The sequence below is a fragment of the Clostridioides sp. GD02367 genome, assembly GCF_045900275.1.
Taxonomy (GTDB): Bacteria; Bacillota; Clostridia; order Peptostreptococcales; family Peptostreptococcaceae; genus Clostridioides; species Clostridioides difficile_A.
In genome coordinates, this window is sequence record NZ_JBJODK010000003.1 from 178,491 (window position 1) to 205,468 (window position 26,978).

The 26,978-nt window shown below is 27.5% G+C and carries 25 protein-coding genes and 2 riboswitches; of the genes, 21 read left to right on the plus strand and 4 right to left on the minus strand.

From position 1 onward, the window contains the following. Window positions 1–12 precede the first annotated feature (12 nt). The 13 genes from Q3223_RS05095 to miaB all read left to right on the plus strand — a co-directional run bounded on the left by Q3223_RS05095 (window position 13) and on the right by miaB (window position 14,040). Complete coding sequence (locus Q3223_RS05095) at window positions 13–3,213, plus strand: hypothetical protein (RefSeq protein WP_407811720.1); 3,201 nt, start codon at window positions 13–15, stop codon at window positions 3,211–3,213. An 11-nt stretch (window positions 3,214–3,224) separates the two neighbouring features. After that, complete coding sequence (locus tag Q3223_RS05100) at window positions 3,225–3,572, plus strand: DUF6711 family protein (RefSeq protein ID WP_223153016.1); 348 nt, start codon at window positions 3,225–3,227, stop codon at window positions 3,570–3,572. A 12-nt stretch (window positions 3,573–3,584) separates the two neighbouring features. Further along, the gene (locus tag Q3223_RS05105; RefSeq protein ID WP_407811721.1) at window positions 3,585–3,761 is read left to right on the plus strand and encodes a hypothetical protein; all 177 of its coding nucleotides are present in this window, start codon (window positions 3,585–3,587) and stop codon (window positions 3,759–3,761) included. Continuing rightward, the gene (locus Q3223_RS05110; protein ID WP_407811722.1) at window positions 3,748–6,051 is read left to right on the plus strand and encodes a hypothetical protein; all 2,304 of its coding nucleotides are present in this window, start codon (window positions 3,748–3,750) and stop codon (window positions 6,049–6,051) included. Before Q3223_RS05105 ends, Q3223_RS05110 begins: the two co-directional genes overlap by 14 nt. A gap of 19 nt (window positions 6,052–6,070) precedes the next feature. Then, window positions 6,071–7,213, plus strand: coding sequence for a hypothetical protein (locus Q3223_RS05115; protein WP_407811723.1), 1,143 nt, complete (start codon window positions 6,071–6,073; stop codon window positions 7,211–7,213). A 4-nt stretch (window positions 7,214–7,217) separates the two neighbouring features. Then, complete coding sequence (locus Q3223_RS05120; RefSeq protein WP_243193801.1) at window positions 7,218–7,592, plus strand: hypothetical protein; 375 nt, start codon at window positions 7,218–7,220, stop codon at window positions 7,590–7,592. A gap of 13 nt (window positions 7,593–7,605) precedes the next feature. After that, the gene (locus Q3223_RS05125; protein WP_407811724.1) at window positions 7,606–8,868 is read left to right on the plus strand and encodes a hypothetical protein; all 1,263 of its coding nucleotides are present in this window, start codon (window positions 7,606–7,608) and stop codon (window positions 8,866–8,868) included. Window positions 8,869–8,937: 69 nt separating this feature from the next. Continuing rightward, window positions 8,938–9,576: a discoidin domain-containing protein gene (locus Q3223_RS05130; RefSeq protein WP_223153021.1), complete on the plus strand. Its 639-nt coding sequence runs from the start codon at window positions 8,938–8,940 to the stop codon at window positions 9,574–9,576. A gap of 9 nt (window positions 9,577–9,585) precedes the next feature. After that, on the plus strand, window positions 9,586–9,840 hold the full coding sequence (locus Q3223_RS05135; RefSeq protein ID WP_243193799.1) for a hypothetical protein: 255 nt from the start codon (window positions 9,586–9,588) through the stop codon (window positions 9,838–9,840). A gap of 83 nt (window positions 9,841–9,923) precedes the next feature. Continuing rightward, window positions 9,924–10,904, plus strand: a complete 981-nt coding sequence (locus Q3223_RS05140; RefSeq protein WP_243193798.1) for a phage tail protein — start codon at window positions 9,924–9,926, stop codon at window positions 10,902–10,904. Window positions 10,905–10,917: 13 nt separating this feature from the next. Beyond that, window positions 10,918–12,180: a hypothetical protein gene (locus Q3223_RS05145; protein ID WP_407811725.1), complete on the plus strand. Its 1,263-nt coding sequence runs from the start codon at window positions 10,918–10,920 to the stop codon at window positions 12,178–12,180. Beyond that, window positions 12,167–12,442, plus strand: a complete 276-nt coding sequence (locus tag Q3223_RS05150) for a hypothetical protein (RefSeq protein ID WP_407811726.1) — start codon at window positions 12,167–12,169, stop codon at window positions 12,440–12,442. The genes Q3223_RS05145 and Q3223_RS05150 overlap by 14 nt, the downstream gene beginning before the upstream one ends. Window positions 12,443–12,603: 161 nt before the next feature. After that, window positions 12,604–14,040: a tRNA (N6-isopentenyl adenosine(37)-C2)-methylthiotransferase MiaB gene (miaB, locus tag Q3223_RS05155; protein ID WP_167641081.1), complete on the plus strand. Its 1,437-nt coding sequence runs from the start codon at window positions 12,604–12,606 to the stop codon at window positions 14,038–14,040. 278 nt (window positions 14,041–14,318) lie between these two features. On the opposite strand, the gene Q3223_RS05160 is transcribed toward miaB, so the two are convergent. The 3 genes from Q3223_RS05160 to Q3223_RS05170 form a co-directional block, all read right to left on the minus strand. After that, window positions 14,319–14,657, minus strand: a complete 339-nt coding sequence (locus Q3223_RS05160) for a DUF3784 domain-containing protein (protein WP_407811727.1) — start codon at window positions 14,655–14,657, stop codon at window positions 14,319–14,321. Window positions 14,658–14,753: 96 nt separating this feature from the next. Beyond that, a complete protein-coding gene (locus Q3223_RS05165; protein ID WP_021384775.1) occupies window positions 14,754–15,365 on the minus strand; it encodes a CoA pyrophosphatase in 612 nt (203 codons plus the stop codon). A 229-nt stretch (window positions 15,366–15,594) separates the two neighbouring features. Further along, window positions 15,595–16,515, minus strand: a complete 921-nt coding sequence (locus Q3223_RS05170; protein ID WP_167641083.1) for a PhzF family isomerase — start codon at window positions 16,513–16,515, stop codon at window positions 15,595–15,597. A 255-nt stretch (window positions 16,516–16,770) separates the two neighbouring features. Here Q3223_RS05170 and Q3223_RS05175 point away from each other — a divergent pair, with 255 nt between their 5' ends. Continuing rightward, on the plus strand, window positions 16,771–17,127 hold the full coding sequence (locus Q3223_RS05175; protein WP_003428797.1) for a helix-turn-helix domain-containing protein: 357 nt from the start codon (window positions 16,771–16,773) through the stop codon (window positions 17,125–17,127). Window positions 17,128–17,241: 114 nt separating this feature from the next. Here the strand turns inward: Q3223_RS05175 and Q3223_RS05180 are convergent, their stop codons facing one another. Continuing rightward, entirely contained in the window at window positions 17,242–17,418 is a 177-nt protein-coding gene (locus tag Q3223_RS05180) for a hypothetical protein (RefSeq protein ID WP_054270407.1), read from the minus strand. Between the two features lie 52 nt (window positions 17,419–17,470). After that, window positions 17,471–17,560, minus strand: a riboswitch (cyclic di-GMP riboswitch). Window positions 17,561–18,009: 449 nt separating this feature from the next. Further along, a riboswitch (TPP riboswitch) is annotated at window positions 18,010–18,109 on the plus strand. Between the two features lie 128 nt (window positions 18,110–18,237). Between Q3223_RS05180 and Q3223_RS05185 the strand changes: the two genes are divergently transcribed. The 7 genes from Q3223_RS05185 to miaA all read left to right on the plus strand — a co-directional run bounded on the left by Q3223_RS05185 (window position 18,238) and on the right by miaA (window position 26,968). After that, window positions 18,238–18,528 (plus strand): MTH1187 family thiamine-binding protein, encoded by a 291-nt coding sequence (locus tag Q3223_RS05185; protein ID WP_003424145.1) that lies wholly within the window; start codon window positions 18,238–18,240, stop codon window positions 18,526–18,528. Further along, a complete protein-coding gene (locus Q3223_RS05190; protein ID WP_407811728.1) occupies window positions 18,503–19,273 on the plus strand; it encodes an ABC transporter permease in 771 nt (256 codons plus the stop codon). Before Q3223_RS05185 ends, Q3223_RS05190 begins: the two co-directional genes overlap by 26 nt. Window positions 19,274–19,294: 21 nt before the next feature. Beyond that, a complete protein-coding gene (locus tag Q3223_RS05195; RefSeq protein WP_167640341.1) occupies window positions 19,295–20,308 on the plus strand; it encodes an ABC transporter substrate-binding protein in 1,014 nt (337 codons plus the stop codon). Continuing rightward, window positions 20,277–21,011, plus strand: coding sequence for an ABC transporter ATP-binding protein (locus Q3223_RS05200; RefSeq protein WP_200908109.1), 735 nt, complete (start codon window positions 20,277–20,279; stop codon window positions 21,009–21,011). Before Q3223_RS05195 ends, Q3223_RS05200 begins: the two co-directional genes overlap by 32 nt. A 165-nt stretch (window positions 21,012–21,176) precedes the next feature. Further along, the gene (gene mutS, locus Q3223_RS05205) at window positions 21,177–24,020 is read left to right on the plus strand and encodes a DNA mismatch repair protein MutS (RefSeq protein ID WP_407811729.1); all 2,844 of its coding nucleotides are present in this window, start codon (window positions 21,177–21,179) and stop codon (window positions 24,018–24,020) included. 10 nt (window positions 24,021–24,030) lie between these two features. Next, a complete protein-coding gene (gene mutL, locus Q3223_RS05210; RefSeq protein ID WP_407811730.1) occupies window positions 24,031–25,995 on the plus strand; it encodes a DNA mismatch repair endonuclease MutL in 1,965 nt (654 codons plus the stop codon). 37 nt (window positions 25,996–26,032) lie between these two features. Then, entirely contained in the window at window positions 26,033–26,968 is a 936-nt protein-coding gene (gene miaA / locus Q3223_RS05215; protein WP_054270402.1) for a tRNA (adenosine(37)-N6)-dimethylallyltransferase MiaA, read from the plus strand. Window positions 26,969–26,978: the final 10 nt, after the last annotated feature.

Sequence of the window (26,978 nt, forward strand, 5' to 3'; positions counted from 1 at the left end):
GGAGGTGCATAGATGAGTATTAGTGTAGGTACTATAAATTTAGGCTTAAATATAAATCAGGGAACTTTTAATAAGCAATTAAGTGGTATAGCAAATGGAGCTAAATCAACAATTGGAAGTGCTTTTGGTGGAGTAGGTAAAATGGTAGGAGTAGCTTTAAGTGTAACTGCAATAGCTGCATTTGGTAAATCATGTATTGATTTAGGCTCTGATTTAAACGAAGTACAGAACGTGGTAGATGTTACCTTTGGAAGTATGGCACAGGATATTAATGATTTTGCTAAAACTTCTATAACTCAAATGGGTATGTCAGAAACAGCTGCTAAAAGATATACTGGAACTATGGGAGCTATGCTTAAAAGTTCTGGATTATCAACTAAGCAAGCTGCTGATATGTCTAAAACTATAACACAATTATCTGCAGATATGTCTTCATTTTATAATCTTGATTCAGAAGAATCTTTTAATAAAATAAGAAGTGGTATAGCAGGAGAGATAGAACCATTAAGACAATTAGGTATTAATATGTCAGTTGCTAACTTAGAGGCATATGCAATGTCAAAAGGAATAACTAAAGCATATCAAAATATGAGTCAATCAGAACAAACTTTACTCAGATACAATTACTTACTAAGTGTTACAAAAGATGCACAGGGCGATTTTGTCAGGACTCAAGGAGCTTGGGCAAATCAGACTAGAATACTTTCAGAGCAATTCAATGTTTTAAAAGCTACATTAGGTCAAGCTCTTATTAATATGCTTACACCAGTTGTAAAAATGTTAAATACACTTATACTTAAACTACAAGTTGCAGCACAACAATTTAAAGCTTTCACAGAATCTGTTTTTGGAGATAATGCATCATCTGGTAGTTTTGGCTCTATACCCAAAGATATTGAATCAATTGGAAATAACTCTGATGGTGCAAGTGATTCAATAAATGGTATTGGTGATGCATCAAAAGATGCAGCAAAAAAAATAAAAGGATTAATAAGTGGTTTTGATGAGATAAATACACTAACTAAAAATTCAGATACTGAGGGCTTAGGAGATATGGGAAATGTAACTTCCCCTATTAGCCCTAATATAGATACAGGAAATTTATCAAAAGTAAATCAAGAACTAAATAAAATGTTAGCTGATATGTTTAAACCATTTCAAGATGCTTGGAGTAAAGAGGGTCAAGCAACTATTGATAGCATGAAATATGCATTTACAAGTATAAAAGATGTAATAAAATCAATAGGTTCCTCATTTAAAGAAGTATGGACAAATGGTACAGGAACAGAAATATTGACTACTACTCTTCAGATACTTCAAAACATATTTAATATTATAGGAGATATTAACAATGCTTTTATAGTAGCTTGGGAATCTAACAATTTAGGAACTCAATTAATTCAAAGTATATCAGATGCTTTATTAAATGTTTTAAGGATTATTAGGGATATAGGTAACTCTTTTATAGAAGTCTGGAATAATGGTACAGGTATTGAATTTTGTACAAATATACTTAATTTACTTAGAACAATATTTGATATTATAGGAAGTATTGCAGGTGCATTTGATATAGCTTGGAAGAGTAATGAAACAGGAACAATATTAATACAAACCACATTTGATATGCTAAATTCTATTTTAGAGTTGATAAATAATATAGGTCAAACTTTTGTTGAGGTATGGAATAATGGCACAGGGGTAGAAATAAATACATTGATACTTCAAATACTAACAGACATCTTTGGTATTATAGGAGATATAGCAAATGCTTTTGGAACAGCATGGCAAAATGGAGATATTGGTAATCAGATTATTCAAGGTATTTGTAATACTATAAGTAATTTATTAACACTGATAAAGCATATAGGAGAGTCTTTTAGAGAAGCTTGGAATAATGGTACAGATGTAGCAAATACATTTGAAGTAATTAATTCGGTTATAGGGGTTCTTGAAAATTTATCATCAAAATTTGTATTAGTTTGGGATGAAGGTGGAAGTCATTTATTTCAAGGGCTAATAGAATTAGGTGCAAAGTTATTTGAATTAATTGGTTACATAATAACAGAATTTATAGCACCTTTTGCAAATGGATTAATAAATATATTGGGTCCAGCAATTTCTTTTATTCTAGATAATTTAGGATATTTACTAGATACTTTAACAAATATAATTGACTGGTTACTAAATGATGGTAAACCTGTTTTAGATACTATAATCGCATTGGTAACATCATTTTTTGTTGCATGGGAAATTACTAAATTATTAGGTTTTATAGAAATGTCAGGTGGACTTATAAGTGTTATAGGAAATATAGGAAGTGCTCTAAAAGCTTGTACACTTGCTAAGATAGCAGATAAAATAGAAACTATGGCAATAACTGCACTTTATGCAAAAGATTTTATAGTAAATATAGCTAGAGGAACATTAGAGCTTGTAAAACAAGCTGCACAATTTGTAATTAATACTGGAGCTCAAGTTGCATTAACTGTTGCAACTGGTGCATGGAATGCTATATGTATAGTTGCAACTGGTTTGACAACTGCATTTGGAGCAGCAATAACTTTTTTAACAAGTCCAATAGGTATAGTTGTAATAGCAATAGGAGCACTTATAGCAATAGGAGTGCTTTTATATAAAAACTGGGACACAATAAAAAAGAAAGCTTCAGAAATATTTGGTTATATGAAGAATTTTATAAGTGGAGTATGTAGTAACATTGGTGGATTTTTTAATTCAATGGGAACTAAGATAAAATCAGTCATAGATGCCATACCAGGTGTATTTAAAAAATCATTTAATGGTCTTGTAAATATAGTAAAAGCACCACTTAATGCCGTTATAAAATTATTTAATAGTAGCTTAGGAAGTCTTAAATTTGATATTCCAGATTGGGTTCCTGGTCTTGGAGGTAATTCTTTTGGAATACCTAAAATACCTCTTCTTGCAAAAGGAGGTATCATTGAACAACCAACATTAAGTATGGTTGGAGAAAGAGGAACAGAAGCTGTAGTACCACTTGAAAATAATACGCAAGGACTTGATTTATTAGCTAACAAAATTATGGAAAGAATGAATGGATTAGGAAAAAATAATAATACCAGTGGAGATTTGACAGTAGAATTAAAAATGGATGGAAATAAAATGGGTGAAGTTGTAATAAAAGCGTTTAGACAAATGGAAAGAAAAACAGGCAAAACAATATTAGAATTATAAGGAGTGGTGATATGTTATCTATAAATGGTGTAGACATAATTGCTCCTACAGTTTTTCAAGTAGATTTAACTGATATAGATGGAGAAAGTAATAGAAATGCAAAAGGAGAGATGTGTCGAGATAGAATAGCAACTAAAAGAAAGTTAAGTTGTGAATGGGGTATTTTAGATTCAAGTGAAATATCTATACTTCTAAATCAAGTAAAAGATGTGTTTTTTAAAATAACATATCCAGATCCTGTTTTAGGGCACATAGAGACAAAGACTTTTTATGTAGGAGATAGGTCTATGCCTGTTGCATTAAAAAAAGATAATAATATATTTTGGCAAAGTCTAAAAATGAATTTTATAGAAAAGTAAGGAGGTATATTCATGGATATAAAAATAAGTGATAAATTACTTTATCAAAAGGCTTTAAATGAGGTTGTAAAACTTCAAAACGATTTAATTATACAAAAAGCTATTAATGATGAAAAAGATACTTATATTATTGAACTACAAGAAAAATTAGCTGAGTTTGAAGAATGTGATAATAATGAAAGAAACTAGTCAAGAATATAAAAAAGCAATATTGGAAAATTCAAGGATTATAAGTTCTAGAATTATAATAAATGATGAAAAATATACTGATGAAGATATAATATCTATAAATATAGAAGAATCTATTTTAAATAATGAAAAGTTTGAACTTGGTGGAGGAATAGCTACATCAGTAAACGTAGAAATAAATAACTATTCTAACAAATTTAAAGACTATAAATTTAAAAATAAATGGTTTGACCTGTATTTTTATATAGAAATAGCAATAAATGAATATCAATCAAGAATAGAAGAAATTTACTTTGGAAAATACTATATATTTGAAACAGAGTTAAGTGGAAAAATAATAAAACTTGAATGTTATGATACCCTTATATTAACTGATAAAGCCTACAAACCAAATATAGGATTTCCAGCAACTGTTTATGATATAGTCGCAGATATAGCGAACATTTTAAATCTAAAATTAAGTGACAAGATAGTAAAACGTAGATTCGATAATAATGACTTACTTATAGAATATAAACCAAATTCAGATGAAGCTACATATAGACAAGTTTTGATGGACTGTGCAGTCATTGCAGGGTCTTTTTTGATTGTTAAATATGGTAAAATAGAATTTTTAGACTTAATAGAAACAGATGTACAAATCACAGGTAATAATTGGTTTGATGTAACTATAGGTAGTGAATCTAATAAAATAAATTTTGTTGGCATAAATGGAGTAGTTGCTGGAGACCCTTTTGAAAATGGATTACAATTAAGTATTTTATTACTTGATTACAATAAGGAAAGTGAGATAAGAAAAGTCGCACAAAGCATTTTAAATAAATACAAGAATTTTGTTTATACTGGTTTTAGTATGGATTGGCAGGGTGATTTTGGACTTGATGTAGGTGATAAATTAATTATCTATGATAAAGATGATATACCACAGGCTACATTTATAAGTGATAATAAGATAAATTACAATGGTGGCCTTAGTTCTACAGTTAAAGCAAAGATAGATAAAGAGGAAGTAAGAAGTGCATCAAGGACTATACAAAGGCTTGATAGTAATTTAAAAAAACTTGAGAGTGGTTTTATTCAGACAAATGAAAGCATAGAACTCTATGTAAAAGAAATTACAGATAAACAAGAAACTTTAGAATCTAAGTTTGAGATATTGTCTGGTAGTATAGAAGCTATAGTACAAAGTACAGTTGATGAAGCAGTATCAAAAATTGTTATTGATACTGAAAAAATAGTCATGGAAGTAACTAAAAAAATAGATGGTGAGTACATAGTATCAACTATTAATCAATCAGCAGAAAAGATAGAGATGTCTGCAATAAATATTGATTTAGAAGGATATGTTACTTTCAATTCTCTTGAAGATGAGGGAGAAACTAGAATAAATGGTAGCAATATAATAACAGATACTTTGTCTGTTGATAAGTTAAAATCAAGCACAGATAATCCAATTATTCATCTATTTGTAAATGAAGAAAAAGGCATAAAATGTGCAATAGATGCTACAGCGAGTTTTAACGAAGGAATAGGCAACGCTTTAAGGTATAAAAGAGACGATGAAAATTATCTATGTATTAGAGAAAATTCTTTCGGACTGTATCAGAGTGGTTATCCAGAATACGAAGTATTCAAATTTAGTAATAATGGAAATTCTTGTTTTATAGATACTGTAAATGGGAAAATCTCTTTTGAAAAAGATAGAATATATTATGAAAATGCAGGAGTTAAAAAGAGAATATTATTAGAGGGTGATTCTGGTGGCGGTGGCGGTTCTGGTGGCGGTTCTGGTGGCGAAGTAGTCGAGCCACCCGCTGATGCTCTTTATATAGTAAAAAATCGTGAAAGATTAATCACTAATCAGGATTCAAGATATTTCTGGTTAACAGATAATGGCAAAAATATTTGTGATTCTTATTATGACGGGCGTTCTAGTGGTACTGAGATTGTACCTTACGTATATTTTAGCTTAAATTTGTTAAAATATCAAAAATTTAAATTAGTTATTATTTTTGATATAGCTTGTGCATATGCAACTGGCGGATATTTACCACCTTCTTCTGATTGGACGAATACATTTGCCCCCGAGATACGAGTATATGTAGGTCAAGAAATTGCTAAAAAAAATTTAACATTCGATTTTGGTACATTTCAAAGGAAAAATGTTGTTCTTGAACTAGAATCATCTGGATACTCAAATACAGGTATATATTTTCGTAATCGTTTAACCTTTTATGGAAATATTGAATGTAATCTATATGTAAAAGATTTTTGGATACAATCATTATAAAAAGGTAGGTGAGTAAAAAGTGAGAGATAAAACTTATACAGTTGATTTGAATACGAAAGTATATTCTGTTCCAATATATAAACAATTTGATAATCTAATACCTTTTTCAATAAGATTGGTTGAAGATGGCAAGGAGGTAGATTTGGAGGGATATACAGCATTAGCATTTTTTCAGAATGATAAAGTACTAATTCAAAAGAATTGTATTATAAATAGTAACATTGTAAAGGCTATTTTAGATAACAATATTCTTGCATTGCCTGGATTAATTAAGGTAGAATTTCAATTTAGAAAAAATCAAGAGATAGTAACTACTTTTCAGATGAAAATACAAGTCGAAGAATCATTAGACAAAGATAATGCTATAGAATCAACTCCTCAATGGGATGTATTAGGCCAAGCAATTGTTGATATTACAAATTCAATAAATGATATAAATGACACTAAAGAAAATTTAATAAATGATATAAATACTAATATAAGTACCTTAACTAGTAAGATTGATAGTTCTGTAGATTTAATGACTCAAGATATTAATATTGCTAAGGAGAATCTAGTAGATGATATATCAGAGTTAGCTACAAAAGTAGATGAACGTGTAGCACTGGAGATATTTAATGGAGATTATAATAGCTTAATTAATAGGCCAACTAAAGTATCTGATTTTGAAAATGATGTAGGGTATATAACAAGTTCAGACATAGATAGTTCACAAAATCATGTTCATACAAATAAGGTAGTTTTAGATGGAATTACACAAGATAAAGTGATAAGTTGGGATTCTAAATCAAATTTCGATGGAAATTATAATAGCTTAACAAATAAGCCAACTAAAGTATCTGATTTTGAAAATGATGCAGGATATATAACAAATTCAGACATAGACATATCACAAAATCATGCTCATAACAATAAAACTGTCTTAGATGAAATTACACAGGAAAAAGTGATAAGTTGGGATTCTAAAACAAGCTTTGATGGTAATTATGAGAGTTTAACAAATAAACCAATTCTATTTAATGGTGATTATAATAATTTAACAAATAAGCCAAATTTAACTTCAAAAGCAATAACAGGATTAAATTTTTGGACTGGAACGCAAGCACAATATGATAATATAGTGACAAAAGATTCTAATACCTTATACATAATAAATGGGTGATAAGATGCTTAATATAAACAATAGAGAGGCAAAAAATATATTTCTAGGTGATAAAGAATTAAATAAGATTTATTTAGGAGACTACTTAATTTATTCTAAAAATCAAATTACTTCACTTATTAAAGTAGAATTAAATGGTAAATTTAAATCAACAAATGGAATAGGGAATAATGTAAAAACTATGAATGATAAGTTCATAATAGATGTTAATAATAAAAACATTGTAGAGTTCTTAGAAGGAATGAATAAAATTCTTATTTCAAGGATGGATGTTAAAAATCTTGATGATGAATATATTTCAGATGAATTAAATTCAAAAAGTACAGGATTTACAGGTATTTATACGAAAAGTACTACATTAGGAATAAAGGTAAAATAAAAGAGGTGATAAAGTGCCAGCAAAAGGTCATGCTAAAATAGAACTTATAGATAGTTCAGGAAATTTAGAAATATATGAAGAAAATAATATAGTTACAAATGCAGTTAAAGATTTGATTAGTGTAAATTTAAATGCTCAAATATTACCAAATGAATTTTTTCCTTTGAATATTTTTTTTAAAGGAATATTATTATTTGACAACAATATAGAAGAAAATCCTGAAATTACTGCTTTGCCACTTGGAGCAAATTTAATAGGCCATGCAGGAGAAGAAGTTAATGAAGATGCTAATAATATTTTAAGAGGGTCACCAATTTTACAAGAATGTGAACAATTAGATAATGGGTATAAATTTGTTTGGGAATTTGACAAGACACAAGCGAATGGGACTATAAAGTGTATTTGTTTAACTCATAAGGATGCTGGAAATTATGGTTTACTTAATTCAGTAATGACATCTTGCTATTCATCTTATAGGTCTTTTGAAAATATACCTACTATAGTTTCTGCAGATTTTGAGAAAGGGTATGTATATACATGTGAAAATAATAATTCAACTGGAGATATAAAAATATCAAGGTATAAACATAACTTTTTAGAATTTGGTATTAATGATGAGCCTAATTCTTTTAAATTATTAGAAACTAAAGTCTTATCTGGAACTGAAATAGGTATGATAAAAAGATCAATAAATTTTTCAAGTGGTGGAGATGGTTATATATATGGTTTTAGTACTTTAGGAAATAGTACAGGAAATGCAACTCTTAATATAATTAAAATATCAGAAAAAGACTTTAGTTATACAGAAGAAAGTGTTGTTCTAGAAAATACATTTTTATATGCTTCTATAGGAGCAGTAAGTTTTTTTCCTGTAAATAATAGTTCTGTATACCTAGTTACAAAAGATGCATATTCATTTTATAAATATAATTTTTTAGATAAGACTATTAAATTATTGGAAAGTGATAGAGTTGTTAAATTTGATAACAATGGATATCTAAAATTTTCTTCTAATGGAGGAAGTTTATACTCTAAAAAAGTGGTTGTAATTAATGATAAAATAAAAAAATATATTGGAGAACCTTATGGTGTTAATATTGATAATACAACTTACACATATAATAATTATTTTGTAACTTTTTATACAGGAAATAACACATATATGAGTGTATATCATTTGAATGCTATGTTAACAACAATAAATAATTTAACTATACCAATTGAAAAAACTTCTGATAAAACAATGAAAATAATATATACAATAACAGATATGTAAGACAAAGAGTAGGACTATTATAATATAGTCTTTTTTTGTCTAAGAGAATTTTATAAAAGGATAAATAGCATGATAGAATTGGAAAATAGAAAATTAAATAAAATATATTTAGGTGAAAGGAATGTAGATAAAATTCACTTAGGTAGTATAGTCGTTTATTCTAATAATACAGAAATTAAACATACTGAACGTTATGGAGTATATCTAACAGCTAATAATAAACCAGAACCTTTTGAAGCAACATCAAGTCAAAGCACTTGGGGAGCATATAGAGCATTTACTGAAACTTTAGAAGATGACTTAAACTTAACTGGTCTAAAACAAAACTCAAGTCAGTGGGTTCAAATAAAACTAGATAAAGATATAAGAATATGGGCTATTAAAATGCATTTTAGAACAACAATATCAAATCAAGATACTGCACAAGTTCCATTTAAATTTAAACTGCTAGGCTCAAATGATGGTTCTAGTTTTACAGAATTATATAATTGTGAAAGTTGTAATCCAGATTTGTTCTGCAAGTGGAAGAATGATATTTCTAAGTATGATTTTTCAGATGCTGAATTTATAGAGGTAACTTGTAATAATAAATACCAATATTATAGAATTGAGTTTTTTAATACACAAACCATATCAAAAGGAATAGTAACTAGTACAGAAGCAACAGAAGTTAAAATAACCTTATTAAATTTATATCAGTTAGAATAGGAGGACACTATGGAACAGCTAGTAACAGAATTAAGTAGTTTGGGAGCAATAGGAATACTATGTGCCCTTTTATTCAAAAACACAATGCAAGAGAAGAAAGAAGATAGAGATATGTATAAAAAGACAGTGGAAAACTTTATCGAATTATCTACACAACAACAAGAAATTAATAAAAATGTATTAATAGAAATGGGAATAATGAAGATAGATGTACAAGAAATAAAAGAAAAGGTATTAGATATCGAAGGCATGTTACAAAAATAATATATACAACTTAAAATGCTACCTTAAAAAGTTGATTATATATCAAATTATAAAATATAAACTTGTAAATAGGAGGTAATTCAGTGGAAGAACAAAAATATTATACTATCTTAACTAAAATAGGTAAAGCATCTGTCGCAAATGCAGCTGCTCTTGGTAACAAAGTTAATTTAGTAAAGCTTCAATTAGGCGATGGTGCAGGGGCAGAGTATAATCCAACAGAAAATCAAGCTGAACTTAAAAAAGTTGTTTGGGAATGCCCCATAAGTAATGTAAAGGTCGACAAAGATAATCCAAATTGGATAGTTATAGAAACAATAGTACCTGGAAATATTGGTGGATTTATGATAAGAGAAGTTGGTATATTTGATTCAGAAAATAATATGATTGCAATATCTAAATATCCAGAGACATATAAACCTGCTGTTAATTCTGGTAGTGTAAAGGATTTAATTATAAGAATTATTTTAGCTGTTTCTAATACATCAAGTGTGGAATTGAAAGTTGATCCAAGTGTAATATTAGCTACACTTAAGGATATTCAAAATCTAGATGATAAAGTAGAAGAAATTGAGGAAGATTTAAATACTAAAATTGACGAAGAGAATAATAAGCAAAACATAAAAATCGACCAATTAACTGCAGGAGGTTTTAATGTAGCATATACATATAGAACAAAAGTTGATGATTGGACAGAAACAGAGAATGGAAATTATAAAGCGATAATAAATCATAATCTTTTGACACAAAGAATTGTTGTAAATCTTATAGATGCATTAACTAAAGAAAATATAGCACAAAAGTATAAGATTATTGATGATAATAATATAGAAATTAGAAATGAATCTAAATCAGAAATTGATGTATATGTCATAAATGGAAATGCTGAAACTCATTTTATTAATGCTACTGTAGATGATGGTAGAATAGGAAAAAATACTACATGGTCTTCTGAAAAAATACAAAACACAATAAAAGAAGAAGTTGGAAAAGTTGAAGAATTACTAACTGGTGAAATATCAAAAGGTGTAGATACATTTAATAAACTAGCAGATATGTTATAAAGGAGGCTATTAAATGGCAATTGAAAAATTAGAAAGCGATTCAAATCTTAAACAATTAATAACTGCATTTGAAAATGGAGTTGTAGAGATTGAAAACGTAAAAAAAGATATAATAGAAGCATTGATATTAAAGGGTGCAAAAGTAACACAACAAAGTTTATTAAGTGAGCTATCTGAAAAAATAATGTCAATAAAGACTATAAAAGAGTATTTTGGAGAAGCTGATGAAATATTAATCTCAAAAGAAGAGTCTTGTATATATTTAGTTTATAATAATAAAAAAATAGAAGCAGTTGCAAAAGACAATGTTCTAAAAACTTATCCATTAACAATTACAGAAAATGGAAATGCTGTAATAGGGATGGTTATAGATGAAAATGAAAACTTGTATGTATGTCCAAACTATAATTGTTTGAGAAAATATAATTCCTCAGGTAATTTAATCTTTGAGAAAACAGGCGTAAAATACGCTTATACCTATCTTAAATATGATAAAAAAGATAAAGGAATCATAATAAAAAATGATGTTAACAATGACCCATCTATTAGAAAACTGAATGCAAATGGAGATGAAATATGGAAATTAAGTATTAAGGGTTCTCAACCGATTCAATGCATCGCTACAGATGATTTAGGTTATATATCATCTGGTGGATATGATAAAATAGCTCAAAGAATTTCTCCAGATGGAAGATTAATTTGGGAATACACAGGATTTACAAACTATATAACTGCAATATATATAGATAGTAAGCAAAATACTATTATAGCTGGATATGGCTATAGATCTACTCCTCCTATGGGAGTGGTAAAAATATCTCCACAAGGTAAAATGTTGTGGCACTATCAGGGGTATTTTAAAAGTCCAATTTATAGTATTGTAACAGATAGTCAAGATTATGTATGTGTAGGATGTTGGGATAGAACCATTACAAAGCTAACACCAGAGGGGGAACTTGTTTGGAAAATAAAAATTAATACAACTCCATGTGTGTTAAGGGTAGATAGTAAAGATGATATTTATGTAGGTGTAAATGATTCCATTTATAAAATTTTAAATGATGGAAGTAAGATAGTTAAATATATAGTAGAAAATATTGATTTAGGCTCTTTCGACTCATTAGAAATCGATAGAGCACATGGAGATAAATTCTATTTTTATAATGAAAAACCTAATGATTATAAAATATCCAAAAATGCACAACCAACAGATTTTTCTGAAAGTGCAGCACTAACATATTCAATTACAGGAGATGAAAAGTATGACTTTGAATAAAAATATAAAAGGATATGAAGAAGATAAAAGAAAATTTGCAGTTATTAAAAATGGAGAGATAGAATCAATTTATCATTTTCCATTTGATGTTATTGAAGGATTTGGTAAAACTGAAAAAGAGTTGACTAATATAGGTATATTGTTTAATGATATAAATAACTTTGAAGGAGAAATTACAAAGAGTAAAGGTTTAAAGTATGTTTATGATAAAAATAATAATTGTATAAATGAAGTCTTGGTAGACATAAATACAACACCATAAAGAGTAGATAAATGAAGAAGTGTCTATATATGCTATTTATCGTATTTTTTTATTGTCCAAATTATTAATAATTATATTTATTTTAAAACTTTAAAAGATTTTTCTTATTTGATATAATTAAGGTTATGTGTAATATAAGAAATTAACTAGGAGGAATAGAAGTGAGCAAAAGAAAACAAGTAACAATACCTATAGAGAAAATACAAGAACAAGATAAATATATAGAACAAATACACAGACAAAATGAAGAATACTTTAACAGAACTGGAAAGAGAAAACTCGTGTTTACTCAAACCTTTGGATGCCAAATGAATGAACATGATTCAGAAAAATTATGTTCAATGCTAGAAGAAATGGGATACAAAATGTCAATGATGGTTGAAGAAAGTGATTTAATAATATATAACACATGTGCAGTTAGAGAAAATGCAGAACTAAAAGTATATGGCAACTTAGGACAATTAAAGCATTTAAAAGGAAAAAATCCAAATATGAAAATAGCTGTATGTGGGTGTATGATGCAACAACCACATGTTGTAGAAGAACTAAGAAAAAAATACAAACATGTAGACCTTATATTTGGAACACATAATCTATATAAATTTCCACAATTACTTACAGAGTCAATGGATTCTGACAAAATGTTGGTAGATGTTTGGGATGTAGATGGAGAGGTAATAGAAGGGCTTAGAAGTAATAGAAAATTTGAATTAAAAGCATTTGTAAATATAATGTATGGATGCAATAATTTCTGCACATACTGTATAGTTCCATATACAAGAGGCAGAGAAAGAAGTAGAACACCTGAAGATATAATTGATGAGATAAAAGAACTTGTAGCAAATGGAACAAAAGAAATAACTTTACTTGGACAAAATGTTGACTCTTATGGTAAGACACTTGAAAATCCAGTTACATTTGCAGAACTTCTAAGAAAAGTAAATGATATAGAAGGAATTGAAAGGGTTAGATTTATGACATCTCATCCCAAAGATATATCTGATGAAGTAATATATGCAATTAGAGACTGTGATAAGGTATGTGAATTTTTACACTTACCAATACAATGTGGAAGTAGTAGTCTTTTGAAAAAAATGAATAGACATTATACAAAAGAATATTATTTAGAAATAATAGAAAAGGCTAAAAAAGAAGTACCAGACATTGCTTTTTCAACAGATTTAATGATAGGTTTTCCAGGAGAAACAGAAGAAGATTTATTAGATACTTTAGATGTAATTGAAAAAGTAAAATATGATTCAGCTTTTACGTTTATTTATTCCAAAAGACAGGGAACACCTGCTGCCAAAATGGAAAATCAAATACCAGAAGAAATAAAACATGAGAGATTTAATAGAGTGTTAGAAGCTGTAAATAGGATTTCAGCAGATATAAATAATGGATATAAAAATAGAATAGTTGAAGTTTTAGTTGAAGGAAGAAGTAAAAATAATGAAAATAAATTTGCTGGTAGAACTAGACAAAATAAACTTGTAAATTTCGAAGGCGGAAATGATAATTTAATTGGGGAATTAGTTATGGTTAGAATTACTGAACCTAGAACTTTTTCATTAAATGGAGTACTAATAAATGATTAATATTGTACAATATAATAAAATTATGTAAACTTATTAAAATAGATGTACTATAAAACAAAATATATCAAATTTTAAAAACATACATTACATATGTTATGTTAATTTCAGTTTTTATTATAAATAAATTTGATATAAAATGTAAATTGATAGTACATCTATTTCTATTTTATCAAGTTTTACCCAACTATATATTAATATTTCCTTATTATATACTAATATATTATAGAATAAACATAAAAAGCAGTTAATCTTTAATTAACTGCTTAGCTTACTAAATATTATTTTTTACATTTCTTATTAGAATAATAGATATTGAAAAACACACTAGCAAGTATAACGATTATAAATATCACAGCAAATGTAAGCATTTCTTTTTCACCCATTTGTCCACTCTCTACTTTATAACCAAGAAATGCCATAATAAACAACATTATAGATACAATAAAAGTAACAATGCTAGAACTTCTACATAATTTTTTTTTATCATACCTAGCTTTCTCTTTATCACTCATAGTATTATAACCTGCTAATAGCATACTTGCTTTTCCATTAAATAACAATATACTTAAAATGAAAAGGGCAATTGCGGATATAACTATAAATCCTACTGCAAACATTATAAGCACCTCCATATACTTTGACTTACAGTTTACTAATTTCTTATATTTTTTAGAATTATTACATTTAAAATTTTGAATATTCACTTACAAGTATTATTCTGATAAGAAGTTTAAAAAGTTTTCTAGTATTTTTGCTGTCATACCCCATATTACATAATCTTTATATTTATAGAATAGAATAGGGTAACTTCCACTTTCAAACTTGTAATCTTTTTGGTTTGGAATTGATCCATAGGGTAGATTTTCATCAGGAAAAACTTTTACAGTATTATTATAAGTATTTGGAGGATTTTCTAAAAGATATTTTATAGGCACCAAAAAAGTATGGTCAACTTCATCTTTATTTATATTTAAATTGTTAATGTTTTTTATATATCCTAAATAAGGATGTATTATAAATTTTACAGGTGTTATAAGTAGGTCTAGACTAGATATGATTTCTATATTGTCACTAAAAGTGCCTAGTTCTTCACAAGTTTCTCTGATAGCAGCATTATATGGAGTTTCATTGGATTCTATTTTGCCACCAGGAAAAGAAATCTCATTAGGTTGATGCTTTAAATTCTTTGAGCGAACTTCAAATAATATATGATGTATGTTATTTATTTCTACTATTGGAATTAAAACAGATGCTCTTTTCATATTTTTATATCCATTTATATATGGTTTGTAATCTTTGAACTTATTTTTAATATCGTTTATCATTTTTTCCTCCTAAAATAATATTATTAAAAATTATATAATTGAGTTTTGACAATAATATATAATTATGATTTATCTAATTTAAGATATAGTAACTATCTATATTATTATATAATATAATGATAAATATATATTAACAAATAATAAAAAAATTAATTTGTATATAAATTAGTTTGTTATTAAATTAGTATTAATTAGAATTAAAAAGTTCAAAATTTTACTTAGATGTATTCTATAATTCAATTTCTATGTTTGTTGAGAATGCAATTATAGCTTTTCCAATTATTTTTACTTCAACGGGCTTATTATCTGAAATAATTACTTTTACTAACATCTTTCCTTTGCGTTTTATTGCTTCTCCTTGAACTGCTTCAAATATAAACTGTGTGTTAGGTATAGGTATTACTTTATAATGTACAATATACGCACCTAAAGGCCCATTAGCATTTCCTGTAACAGGGTCTTCTGAAATACCAATTGCAGGAGCAAACATCCTTCCATGAACCTGTAGCATTTCTTTATTATTTAATGTAAAAATATAATATCCATTACATTTTATTTCTTGACTTATTTTCGATAATTCATATAAATTTGGAGATAAATTATTTAATGTTGATAATCTCTTTATTCCAATCATAACCTTTGAATGTCCTGTAGATGCTATGGCAATAGGACAATCTGTATGAATATCTTCCTTTAAAATACCAAATGCATTAAGTAATCTTTCTTGATATGTTTGTTTTAATGGTGGAGATACTTCAATTTTTCCTTGTGTCATAATTATTTCATAATCATTATCTTTTTTTATAATATCAACTGGCAATATTCCAGCACCAGTTTTTTGAAATACTGTTGTGCTATTGAGTTGGTTTTCTACTGCTCTAGCATAATGGGCAGCAATAGTAGCATGACCACATATAGGAACCTCATTAGTTGGTGTAAAAAATCTGATATGTACATCATAATTTTCTTGATGATTTTTAATAAATTTATTGAAAATAAAAGCAGTTTCTGAATTATTTAATTCTCTTGCTATTTTTTGCATTTGTGATTCAGATAAGCCATCAGCATTTGTAATTACACCAGCTGGATTACCTGTAAATTTTTCTTTTGTAAATGAGTCAACTTGATAAAGACGAAATGTTTTATTCATATTATATAATCCTTTCTAAATATTAGAGTAGTTTGTGTACATAGAAAACTTTAGATAAGTTATTACTTATTATTATCTATTTAAATAAAATTAATAAAACAGTATATGTCTATATTAAAATTTAAACGTATACATCTAAAAAAGTAGTATTATGTAAGGCTCTATGTTACAATCAAGATTATATTACGAATTAGTATGCTAAACAAGAATGCACTTTTTAGTTAGATACTTACTATTTTGAAAGAGAGGATTGGGATGGATATAGATAATAATTTTGAAGAATTTCCAAATATTGAAGAAAGACAAAAAGATTTTAATTGTTCAATTGGTTTTACCATGACTGTGATAGGAAGTAAATGGAGGGCAATTATTTTATGGCATATTTTAAAACAAGAGCCAATACGTTACAGTCAATTAAAAAAAGAAGTTGTTCATATAAGTCATAAGATACTGTCACAAGAATTAAAGTATCTTGAAAGAGATGGACTTATTAAGAGGATTTCTTATCCGACTATTCCTCCAAAAGTTGAATATTTGTCTACTAAACGTGGTAAATCATTGGAATCGATATTATTAGAATTATGTAATTGGGGTAAACAGTATATGAGATAAACTCAACTGTTTACTTCATGAAAAATAGATAATGAAGCTTATTTTAATTAGTTCTTTAATGTATTATAAAACGTAGATAAAACTAAAAAGGGTTTTCTAGAAAATAAAATTTCTTTAATTATATCTGCTTACCAATACCATCACTTGATGCAAACAAGATTCTACCACGTTCTCTCCATATTCTAGTATAAAGTCATTTAATTGTGTATCTATAAAATTGCAGTAATCGTATGAACTGCATATATATGCAGTTAGTATATGCGTACATCTATCCATTTTATCTATAAACATATATCATTTATCCCCCTAAAAAACTTTCATAAAAACAAAAAGAAAATATCTTTTTGGCAACTGGCTGACATAACTCGTTTCATAAGTCTTAGTCCCTATAGCTTTGCGTCACTAAATTTCTCTAGTTTTGCCTATTTAGTTTTATTCTACAATTACAATCATATAGGAAAACGTTTGATTTTTCAAGGTACATATTAAAAAATTTAAAAATTAAAAAAAATAATTTATTTTTCAAAAATAAATTAGGTAAAATAATTACATTATATAGTTTATATATACAAATCAGAATAAGAGGTTTTTATTATTAACCTAAATTGAACTAATTTGAGGCAGTAGAATAAAGCTAAATAAAGTCAAATGGTTAATAAAATAAAGAAAAATCATTATAATAGTATATTTTTATAACTAAGTTTTAAAATTTAATCAAACTCTAATAAATTATGATGAGTAGGTATTGTGGCAATATACTTTTTTAAAAATACTAAAAAATACTATTTTGGTATTATATATTTTAAAATAGATAAAATATATAATATGAATAAAAAATTTGTTAAAATATGATAAGTGTAGTATAATCAAGTAGAAAAGATATAATATATTTCGGGGAGCTAATGTGCTGAGAGGAGATTTTATCTCGACCCTTTGAACCTGTTTGGATAATGCCAGTGTAGGGAGACCAGTAAAGATGAAAATAAGTCTTATCCTATTGTGGATAAGACTTTTATTTTATTTAAATATATTATCTTTTAGAAGTAAAATTTTTAATAAAAAGCAAAATATACCTAGTAGGTATTAATTATTTTTAAAGGAGTGATTTAAATGGTAATCGCAGACATAGCAGTAATGCCACTAAGACCTTACAAAGGTGAAGAAGAAATGTATAAAGTAGTAGATGCTTGTATTGCTGAAATTGAAAAAAGTGGTCTTAAATGTGAAATAGGTGCAATGAGTACGACTGTTGAAGGTGATTTTGATGAAGTTTTTGAATTATTGAAGAAAGTACATAAAATCCCTTTTAACCTTGGATGTGAAAGAGTTATAACAGTAGCTAGAGTAGATGAAAAAGCTGGGGGTTTGACTATAGATGAAAAACTTAGAAATCATAGATAAAGTTAAAGATAGTATATATCCAATAGCAACATTTTTGTTTATACTTATTCTTTGGCAATCTGTGGTAGAAGTTTTAAAAGTCCCACAGTATATACTACCCACGCCGGTAGATATACTTAATGTATTTTTTAAAGACTCTCAAAATTTATCCATGCATGCTGTAGTTACTATAGGAGAAGCAATACTTGGTTTTATAGTTGCAATTATAATATCATTAATAATTGGTGTATTGATGGATTTTGTGTCGATAATAAAAAAGTGTCTTTATCCTATTATGTTGGTCACTCAAATGATACCTACAATAATTATAGCTCCACTTTTTATGATATGGTTTGGCTTTGGGACAATGCCAAAAATATTGATGGTAACGCTTACTTGTTTTTTTCCTATATTAATAAGTTTTGTAGATGGAATCGAGAATATTGATAAAGATTATTTAAATTTATTTAAGACTATGGATTCAAATAAAATTAATACATTTATTCATCTTAAATTTCCTATGGCAATGGATAAATTTTTTTCTGGGCTTAAAATATCTGCGACCTATGCTGTAATGGCAGCGACTGTTGCAGAGTGGTTAGGTGGAACCGAAGGTCTTGGTGTTTATATGCTAAGGTCAAAAAGTGCATATGCTCTTGATAAAGTATTTGCATCTACTATATTGGTAGTTATATTTAGTTTAATATTTGTAGGAGTTGTACAAGTAGTAAAAAAAATTGTTATAAGACATAGATTAGCAGATTAATTGTATTTGAGGGAGGAAATTATGAATTTCAAAAAATTAGGAATATTAGGTTTAGTAAGTGTTTTTACATTAGTGACAATAACTGGATGTTCTTCAAATAATGATAAGGATAAAAGTAGTACTAAAGATGATTCTTCTAAAAAAGTGACTATGGTGCTTGATTGGACACCAAATACAAATCATACTGGATTATTTGTAGCACTTGATAAAGGTTATTATAAAGAAGAAGGTTTAGATGTTGAAATAGTGCAACCACCTGAAAGTGGAGCTGAGACTTTAGTTGCAACAGGCAAAGCGGACTTTGGTATAAGTTATCAAGAACAAGTTACCTATGCAAAGACTAGTGAAGATCCACTTCCAATAAAAGCTGTAGCAGCTGTTATACAACATAATACTTCCGGGTTTGCATCACCAAAAGAAAAAAATATAACTACAGCTAAGGATTTTGAGGGAAAAACTTATGGCGGTTGGGGTTCTCCATCAGAAGAAGCTGTTTTTAAAGCAGTTATGAAGAAAAATGGAGCCGACTTTAACAAATTAAAAATAGTTAATACTGGTCAAGATGATTTCTTTGCAGCTATGAAAACTGTAGATTTTGCATGGATATTTGAAGGTTGGGATGCAGTTAAGGCAAGTTTAATTGACTATGATTTGAACTTTATACCAGTAAAAGATTTAGATGAAAGATTAGATTATTATACACCACTTATAATTTCTAATGAAACTGTACTAAAAGATAATCCAGAACTAGCTAAGAAATTCTTAAAGGCTACAACAAAAGGTTACGAATATGCAATTAAAAATCCAGAAGATGCAGCAAAAATATTAGTAAAACATGCACCTGAGGTAGATGAAAAATTAGCATTAAAGAGTCAAGAATATCTAGCAAGTAAATATAAAGACGATGCACCTAGATGGGGAGAAATGAAAGACAGTGTATGGAATAACTACACATCATTCTTAAAAGAATATAAATTAATAGATAAGGATATGAAGGCAAGTGATGCTTACACAAATGAATTCTTACCACAATAAAAAAATAAAAGTATCTATAGAAAATGTATCAAAAACATATAAAGAAGTTGAAGTTTTAAAAGATATAAGTATTGATGTATATGAAGGCGAATTTGTTTCTATATTAGGACCAAGTGGATGTGGTAAAAGTACTATCTTTAATATTATAACTAAACTTACAGATTATAATAGTGGTAAAGTAGATATAAATGGAAAATACAGTTACATGTACCAAAAAGACTTACTTTTACCATATAAAACTATAATAGATAACGTGTCACTACCACTAGTCTTAAAAAAAGAAAAAAAGAGTAAAGCAAGGGAAATGGTAAAACATTATTTTGAGGTTTTTGGTTTAAATGGATATGAAAATAAATATCCATCTGAACTTTCTGGAGGAATGAGACAGAGAGCAAATTTCCTGAGAACCTTTGTAAATTCTAATGACATAATGCTTTTAGATGAGCCTTTTGGAGCACTCGACTCGTTGACTAAGACATCTATGCAAAAATGGCTTTTAGATGTTAAGAAAAAGGTAAATTCAACAATACTTCTTATAACCCATGATATTGATGAAGCTATAATGCTATCAAATAGAATTTATGTCATTTCAAAAAAGCCATCAATAATAAAAAAAGAATTTATTATTGATAGTAAAAAACTGAATGAAGATAACCTTGAAAATGTCATTAAACTTAAGAAAGAAATAATATCTTTGTTGTAAAAATTATATATATGCTTTATTCAAAGAGTATTAAACCTAGCAATCCAAAATGCAATTATACATTTTGGATTGTTTTTTAGTTATACGTCAAAATTTTATATATTATGTTAATAATAATCATCTACTATGATATAATATTTAATTAGAAAAGAAGGAGGTTTGATAATGCAAATAGATATGAATAAATTGACTCCTATGATGAAGCAGTACCTTGAAGTAAAAAACCGATATAAAGATTGTATACTGTTTTTTAGATTGGGAGATTTTTATGAAATGTTTTTTGAAGATGCATTAGTAGCTTCAAAAGCTCTTGAAATAGCATTAACAGGAAAAGCTTGTGGTTTAGAAGAACGTGCTCCTATGTGTGGTGTGCCTTTCCACTCAGCCAATTCATATATATCAAAATTAGTTGAAAATGGATATAAAGTAGCAATAGGTGAACAAATGGAAGACCCATCTACTGCAAAAGGAATTGTTAGAAGAGAGGTTATAAGAGTCATCACTCCTGGAACTGTTTTAGATGGAAATTTACTTGAAAATAAAAAAAATAATTATTTGTTGTCTTTATATAAGGATGGTTCTAATATAGGGCTAACTTATGTCGATATAAGTACTGGAGAAACTAATGCAACTTGTTTAAATGAAGATAAAGTAATTGAAGAGATTGCAAAAATCCATCCTACAGAAATAATTATAAATGATTTAGACTTTATAGAAAAGCTTAGAGATATAGCTACTGTAAGTAATATATACATAAATGAAAGTTTTAGCGATAACTATTTGGATATAAACATATTAAGAGAATATTTTCCAGAGGTTTATCTACAAAAACTAAAGTTTGATGATAAAGGTCTTATAAAGTCAAGCTTATCAATTCTTCTGAATTATATATATAATACTCAAAAACAAATAACATCTAATATAAATAATATAAATATATACAATTCATCAGAATACATGGTTTTAGATATGTTTACTAGAACTAACTTAGAGCTTACTCAAACTATAAGAGGCAATAAGAAGAAAGGTTCATTATTGCATGTTCTTGATAAAACTTCTACAGCAATGGGAGGTAGACTTTTAAGAAAATATGTTGAAGAACCTTTGATAAATAAATCTAAAATTGAAAATAGATTAGATGTAATAGAAGAGATAAAAGATGATTTTATATTAAGAGAAGATTTAAATGATATACTTAAAAATATATACGATATAGAAAGGATATGTGGAAAGATAGCATTTGAAAGGGTTACACCAAAAGAATTAGTTCACTTAAAAAATTCAATAGAAAAATTACCAAATTTAAAAGACACAATAGATTTATCAGATGCAACAATACTAAAAGAGTATGTTTCAGAAATGGATAAATTGGATGATATATACAATTTAATAGATGAAGCTATTTTAGAAGAACCTACAATAACTATAAAAGATGGAAATATAATTAAGTCTGATTTTAGTGATGAGCTTAAAGAATTAAGAGATATTTCTAAAAATGGAGCTTTTCTTGTAAAAGAAATAGAAAATAGAGAAAGAGAAAAGACAGGAGTTAAATCATTAAAAATAGGTTTTAATAAAGTTTTTGGTTACTATATAGAAATAACAAAAGCCAACTTTAAACAGGCAAAACTAGATGAGACATATATAAGAAAGCAGACACTTAGTAATGCAGAAAGATATATAACTCCAGAATTAAAGGAAATAGAAGAAAAGATATTACATGCTGAAGAAAAAATTAAGTCTCTAGAATACGAGATATTTGTAGGTATAAGAGATACTATATACAAAAATATAGATAGAATACAAAAAGTAGCTAAAACTATAGCTAATATAGATGTTTTTGTATCTCTGGCAACAGTTGCACACATAAATAATTATGTAAAGCCAGCAATAAATGAAAATAATAAACTTGATATAAGAAATGGTAGACATCCAGTTGTTGAAAATATAGTAGGTGAGGAAAATTTCGTTCCAAATGATACATATCTAAACCGTGGAGAAAACATTATTAACATAATAACTGGTCCTAATATGTCTGGGAAATCAACCTATATGAGACAAACTGCTATAATAGCACTTATGGCACATATAGGTTCATTTGTACCAGCAGAATATGCTGATATTCCAATCTTAGATAGAATATTTACTAGAGTTGGAGCTAGTGATGACTTATCTCAAGGGCAGTCTACTTTTATGGTGGAAATGAATGAAGTATCTCTTATACTAAAAAATGCTACAGAGAGAAGTCTAGTTATATTAGATGAAATAGGTCGTGGAACCAGCACTTATGATGGTATAAGTTTAGCATGGTCAATAGTGGAATATATTCAGAAGAATATTAGATGCAAAACATTATTTGCAACACATTATCATGAACTTACTGATTTAGAAGAGGAGTTTAAAGAGGTTAAGAATTATTCAATAGCAGTCAAAGAAGATGGAGAAGGAATAATCTTTTTAAGAAAAATAATTCCTCAAGGGGCAGATAAGAGTTATGGAATATATGTTGCTAAATTAGCTAAACTACCAGATGAAGTCATAGAAAGAGCAAAATATATACTTAAAGACTTGGAAAAAAATCATGTCTATAACAGTGTAGCGATAAATGGTGATAAAGAAAAAACTAATGCGACTAGCATTAATTTAGATGAAGAATTGCTTAAGGTAAATCAAAGCAATTTTAAGAATAAATATGAATCTCTAAAAATAGAACATGAACTTATAGTAAAAGACTATAAGCATATAAAAAAGGATTATGATAAATTAAATTCTAAATTTAAGTTACTAAATGATGAAGTTGCTTTAATAAAGGAAAATGATGATATGGAGAAAACCAATAAAGAAGATTCTGTAAAAGAAGTAGCATTAACTCAAATATCTTTTGACAGTGTAAAGAGAGACATACTATCAGAAGAAATTTTAAATCTAGATATCCTAAATATGACTCCATTGGATGCGATAAATTCTCTTTATAATCTTCAAAAAAAAGCAAAAGAAATAAAATCTTAGAGGTGTGCAAATGAAAAATATAATTAACATCCTAGATGATTTAACTATAAATAAGATAGCAGCAGGTGAAGTTGTAGAAAGACCTTCTTCTGTAGTGAAAGAACTTATTGAAAACTCTATCGATGCAGGTGCAAGCAAAATTTCTATAGATATAGTTGATGGAGGCAAGAGTTTAATTAAGATTACAGATAATGGAATAGGGATACCTTCAAGTGAAGTTGAGAAATCATTTTTAAGACATGCTACTAGTAAAATTAAAGAAATTGATGATTTGTACGACTTATATTCTCTTGGTTTTAGAGGGGAGGCATTAGCATCTATTTCAGCTGTATCCAAATTAGAGATGACTACTAAAACAAAGGATGAGATTATAGGAACTAAAATATACGTTGAGGGTGGAAAAATAATATCAAAAGAACCAATTGGTTCTACTAATGGGACTACAATCATTATAAAAGATATTTTCTTTAATACACCAGCAAGACAGAAGTTTTTAAAGTCTACTCATGCAGAAACTATAAATATAAGTGATTTAATAAATAAACTTGCAATAGGTAATCCAAGTGTTCAATTTAAATATACAAATAATAACAAACAAATGTTAAATACTCCAGGAGATGGTAAACTCGTAAATACCATTAGAAGCATATATGGAAAAGAAATAACAGAAAATATAATAGATGTGGAGTTTAAATGTAATCACTTTAAAATGAATGGATATATAGGTAATAACAATATATATCGTTCCAATAAAAATTTACAACATATCTATATAAATAAAAGATTTGTAAAAAGCAAAATAATCATAGATGCAATAACAGAAAGTTATAAGTCTATAATTCCAATAGGTAAACATGCAGTTTGTTTCTTAAATATAGAAGTGGAACCATCATGTATCGATGTAAATATACATCCTAATAAACTCGAAATTAAATTTGAAAAAGAACAAGAAGTCTATATAGAACTTAGAGATTTTCTAAAGGTTAAACTGATACATTCAAATCTTATTGGAAAGTATGCTACTTATTCAGATAAAAAAACACAACCTAGAATTGCTATTAATAATAGAGAAAAAAGTACAGGTTTTGAATTGAAAAATAATAATTTATTAGAAGATGATTCTAAAAATAACAATATTACTAAAGAAAAAGATGAAGCTATTGAGGTTATAACTTTATCGAGTGAAAGACCAATAAATGAATTTCAATCGGTAAGTGAAGTATTAAATGAAAGTGTAGAGGATGAATTAAAAAACACTAAGTATCTAAGTGAAGATACTGTAAATGACAATATACAAGAAGAATTTCAAGTTGATGGTTCAAGAAGCGATGGTAACTGTTATATTGATAGCATTAGAGAGTGTGAAGAAGAGTATTTATATAGTTCAAAAGATAAATTTTCTCTATATGGATATTCTGTAATTGGTGTTGTGTTTAATACTTATATAATTTTAAGCAAAGATGATTCTATGTATTTGTTGGACCAACATGCTGCACATGAAAGAATATTATATGAGAGATATATGGAAAAGTTTTATAGACAAGATATCAATATGCAAATACTTTTAGACCCAGTGGTAATTGAAGTATCAAATGTAGATATGCTTCAAATTGAAAATAATTTAGAGTTATTTATGAAATTTGGTTTTGAATTAGAAGTATTTGGTAATAATCATATAATGATAAGATGTGTGCCAACTATATTTGGAGTTCCTGAAACTGAAAAGTTCATTCTTCAGATAGTTGATAATATAGAAGAGATTACAAGTAATTATGATTTAAAGGGAGAAAGATTTGCATCTATGGCATGTAGGTCTGCTATAAAAGCAAATGATAAAATATATGATATTGAAATAAAAAGTCTGTTAAAACAATTAGAAGATTGTGAAAATCCATTTACATGTCCTCATGGAAGACCTATAATGGTCGAAATATCTAAGACAGAAATAGAAAAAATGTTTAAAAGAATCATGTAAAATATTTGGATAGTTAAAATATATGGAAAGGAATATTATGAAAAAAATACCACTTATAATACTTACAGGTCCAACTGCTGTTGGAAAGACAGATTTGTCAATAAAATTAGCAAAAGACATGAATGCAGAGATAATTTCAGCAGATTCTATGCAAATATATAAATATATGGATATTGGAAGTGCAAAAGTTACAGAAGAAGAGATGCAGGGAGTAAAGCACTATCTTATAGATGAAGTTAAGCCTGACTATCCATTTTCAGTCTCAGAGTTTCAACAAAGGGCAAAAAAGTATATATATGAAATAAATCAAAAAGGAAAATCTGTATTAGTAACTGGAGGTACAGGGCTTTATTTAAATTCTTTAATATATAATATGGATTTTGCAAAATCTGATGCCAATAATGAATTGAGAGATGAACTTCAAAATCAGCTTGCTGAAAAGGGAATAGATTACATGCATGATAGATTGAAATCACTCGATGAAGAAGCTGCTAATAGAATTCATAAGAACAATACTAAAAGAGTTATAAGGGCACTTGAAGTTTGTCTAAGCGGTAAGAAAATGAATGACTTTTCAAGTGATTTAAAATTTAATGAAGAGTATGAACCAATAATAATTGTATTAAATAGAAATAGAGAACACTTATATGAAAGAATAAATATGAGAGTTGACATCATGCTTGAAAATGGGTTGGTTGAAGAAGTCAAAAAACTTTTAAGTATGGGATTTAAAAAAGACATGATATCCATGCAAGGTATAGGCTATAAAGAGATATTAAAGTATCTAGATGGAGAATATACATACGAAGAAGCTATCGAAATAATCAAAAGAGATTCTAGAAGGTATGCAAAGCGTCAGATAACTTGGTTTAAAAGATATGAAATAGCAAAATGGTTTGATTTAGATAAATATGAAAGCATAGATACATTAAAAAATGAAATAATCTTATATATTAAAGATTCTATAAAATAATATATAATTT

Bases quoted from the DNA above. Each gene is read 5' to 3' on its own strand.
- Q3223_RS05095 (WP_407811720.1), top strand. From the start codon at position 13: ATGAGTATTAGTGTAGGTACTATAAATTTAGGCTTAAATATAAATCAG.
- Q3223_RS05100 (WP_223153016.1), top strand. From the start codon at position 3,225: ATGTTATCTATAAATGGTGTAGACATAATTGCTCCTACAGTTTTTCAA.
- Q3223_RS05105 (WP_407811721.1), top strand. From the start codon at position 3,585: ATGGATATAAAAATAAGTGATAAATTACTTTATCAAAAGGCTTTAAAT.
- Q3223_RS05110 (WP_407811722.1), top strand. From the start codon at position 3,748: ATGAAAGAAACTAGTCAAGAATATAAAAAAGCAATATTGGAAAATTCA.
- Q3223_RS05120 (WP_243193801.1), top strand. From the start codon at position 7,218: ATGCTTAATATAAACAATAGAGAGGCAAAAAATATATTTCTAGGTGAT.
- Q3223_RS05130 (WP_223153021.1), top strand. From the start codon at position 8,938: ATGATAGAATTGGAAAATAGAAAATTAAATAAAATATATTTAGGTGAA.
- Q3223_RS05135 (WP_243193799.1), top strand. From the start codon at position 9,586: ATGGAACAGCTAGTAACAGAATTAAGTAGTTTGGGAGCAATAGGAATA.
- Q3223_RS05145 (WP_407811725.1), top strand. From the start codon at position 10,918: ATGGCAATTGAAAAATTAGAAAGCGATTCAAATCTTAAACAATTAATA.
- Q3223_RS05150 (WP_407811726.1), top strand. From the start codon at position 12,167: ATGACTTTGAATAAAAATATAAAAGGATATGAAGAAGATAAAAGAAAA.
- Q3223_RS05160 (WP_407811727.1), bottom strand. From the start codon at position 14,657: ATGTTTGCAGTAGGATTTATAGTTATATCCGCAATTGCCCTTTTCATT.
- Q3223_RS05165 (WP_021384775.1), bottom strand. From the start codon at position 15,365: ATGATAAACGATATTAAAAATAAGTTCAAAGATTACAAACCATATATA.
- Q3223_RS05170 (WP_167641083.1), bottom strand. From the start codon at position 16,515: ATGAATAAAACATTTCGTCTTTATCAAGTTGACTCATTTACAAAAGAA.
- Q3223_RS05175 (WP_003428797.1), top strand. From the start codon at position 16,771: ATGGATATAGATAATAATTTTGAAGAATTTCCAAATATTGAAGAAAGA.
- Q3223_RS05180 (WP_054270407.1), bottom strand. From the start codon at position 17,418: ATGTTTATAGATAAAATGGATAGATGTACGCATATACTAACTGCATAT.
- Q3223_RS05185 (WP_003424145.1), top strand. From the start codon at position 18,238: ATGGTAATCGCAGACATAGCAGTAATGCCACTAAGACCTTACAAAGGT.
- Q3223_RS05190 (WP_407811728.1), top strand. From the start codon at position 18,503: ATGAAAAACTTAGAAATCATAGATAAAGTTAAAGATAGTATATATCCA.
- Q3223_RS05195 (WP_167640341.1), top strand. From the start codon at position 19,295: ATGAATTTCAAAAAATTAGGAATATTAGGTTTAGTAAGTGTTTTTACA.
- Q3223_RS05200 (WP_200908109.1), top strand. From the start codon at position 20,277: ATGCTTACACAAATGAATTCTTACCACAATAAAAAAATAAAAGTATCT.
- mutS (WP_407811729.1), top strand. From the start codon at position 21,177: ATGCAAATAGATATGAATAAATTGACTCCTATGATGAAGCAGTACCTT.
- mutL (WP_407811730.1), top strand. From the start codon at position 24,031: ATGAAAAATATAATTAACATCCTAGATGATTTAACTATAAATAAGATA.
- miaA (WP_054270402.1), top strand. From the start codon at position 26,033: ATGAAAAAAATACCACTTATAATACTTACAGGTCCAACTGCTGTTGGA.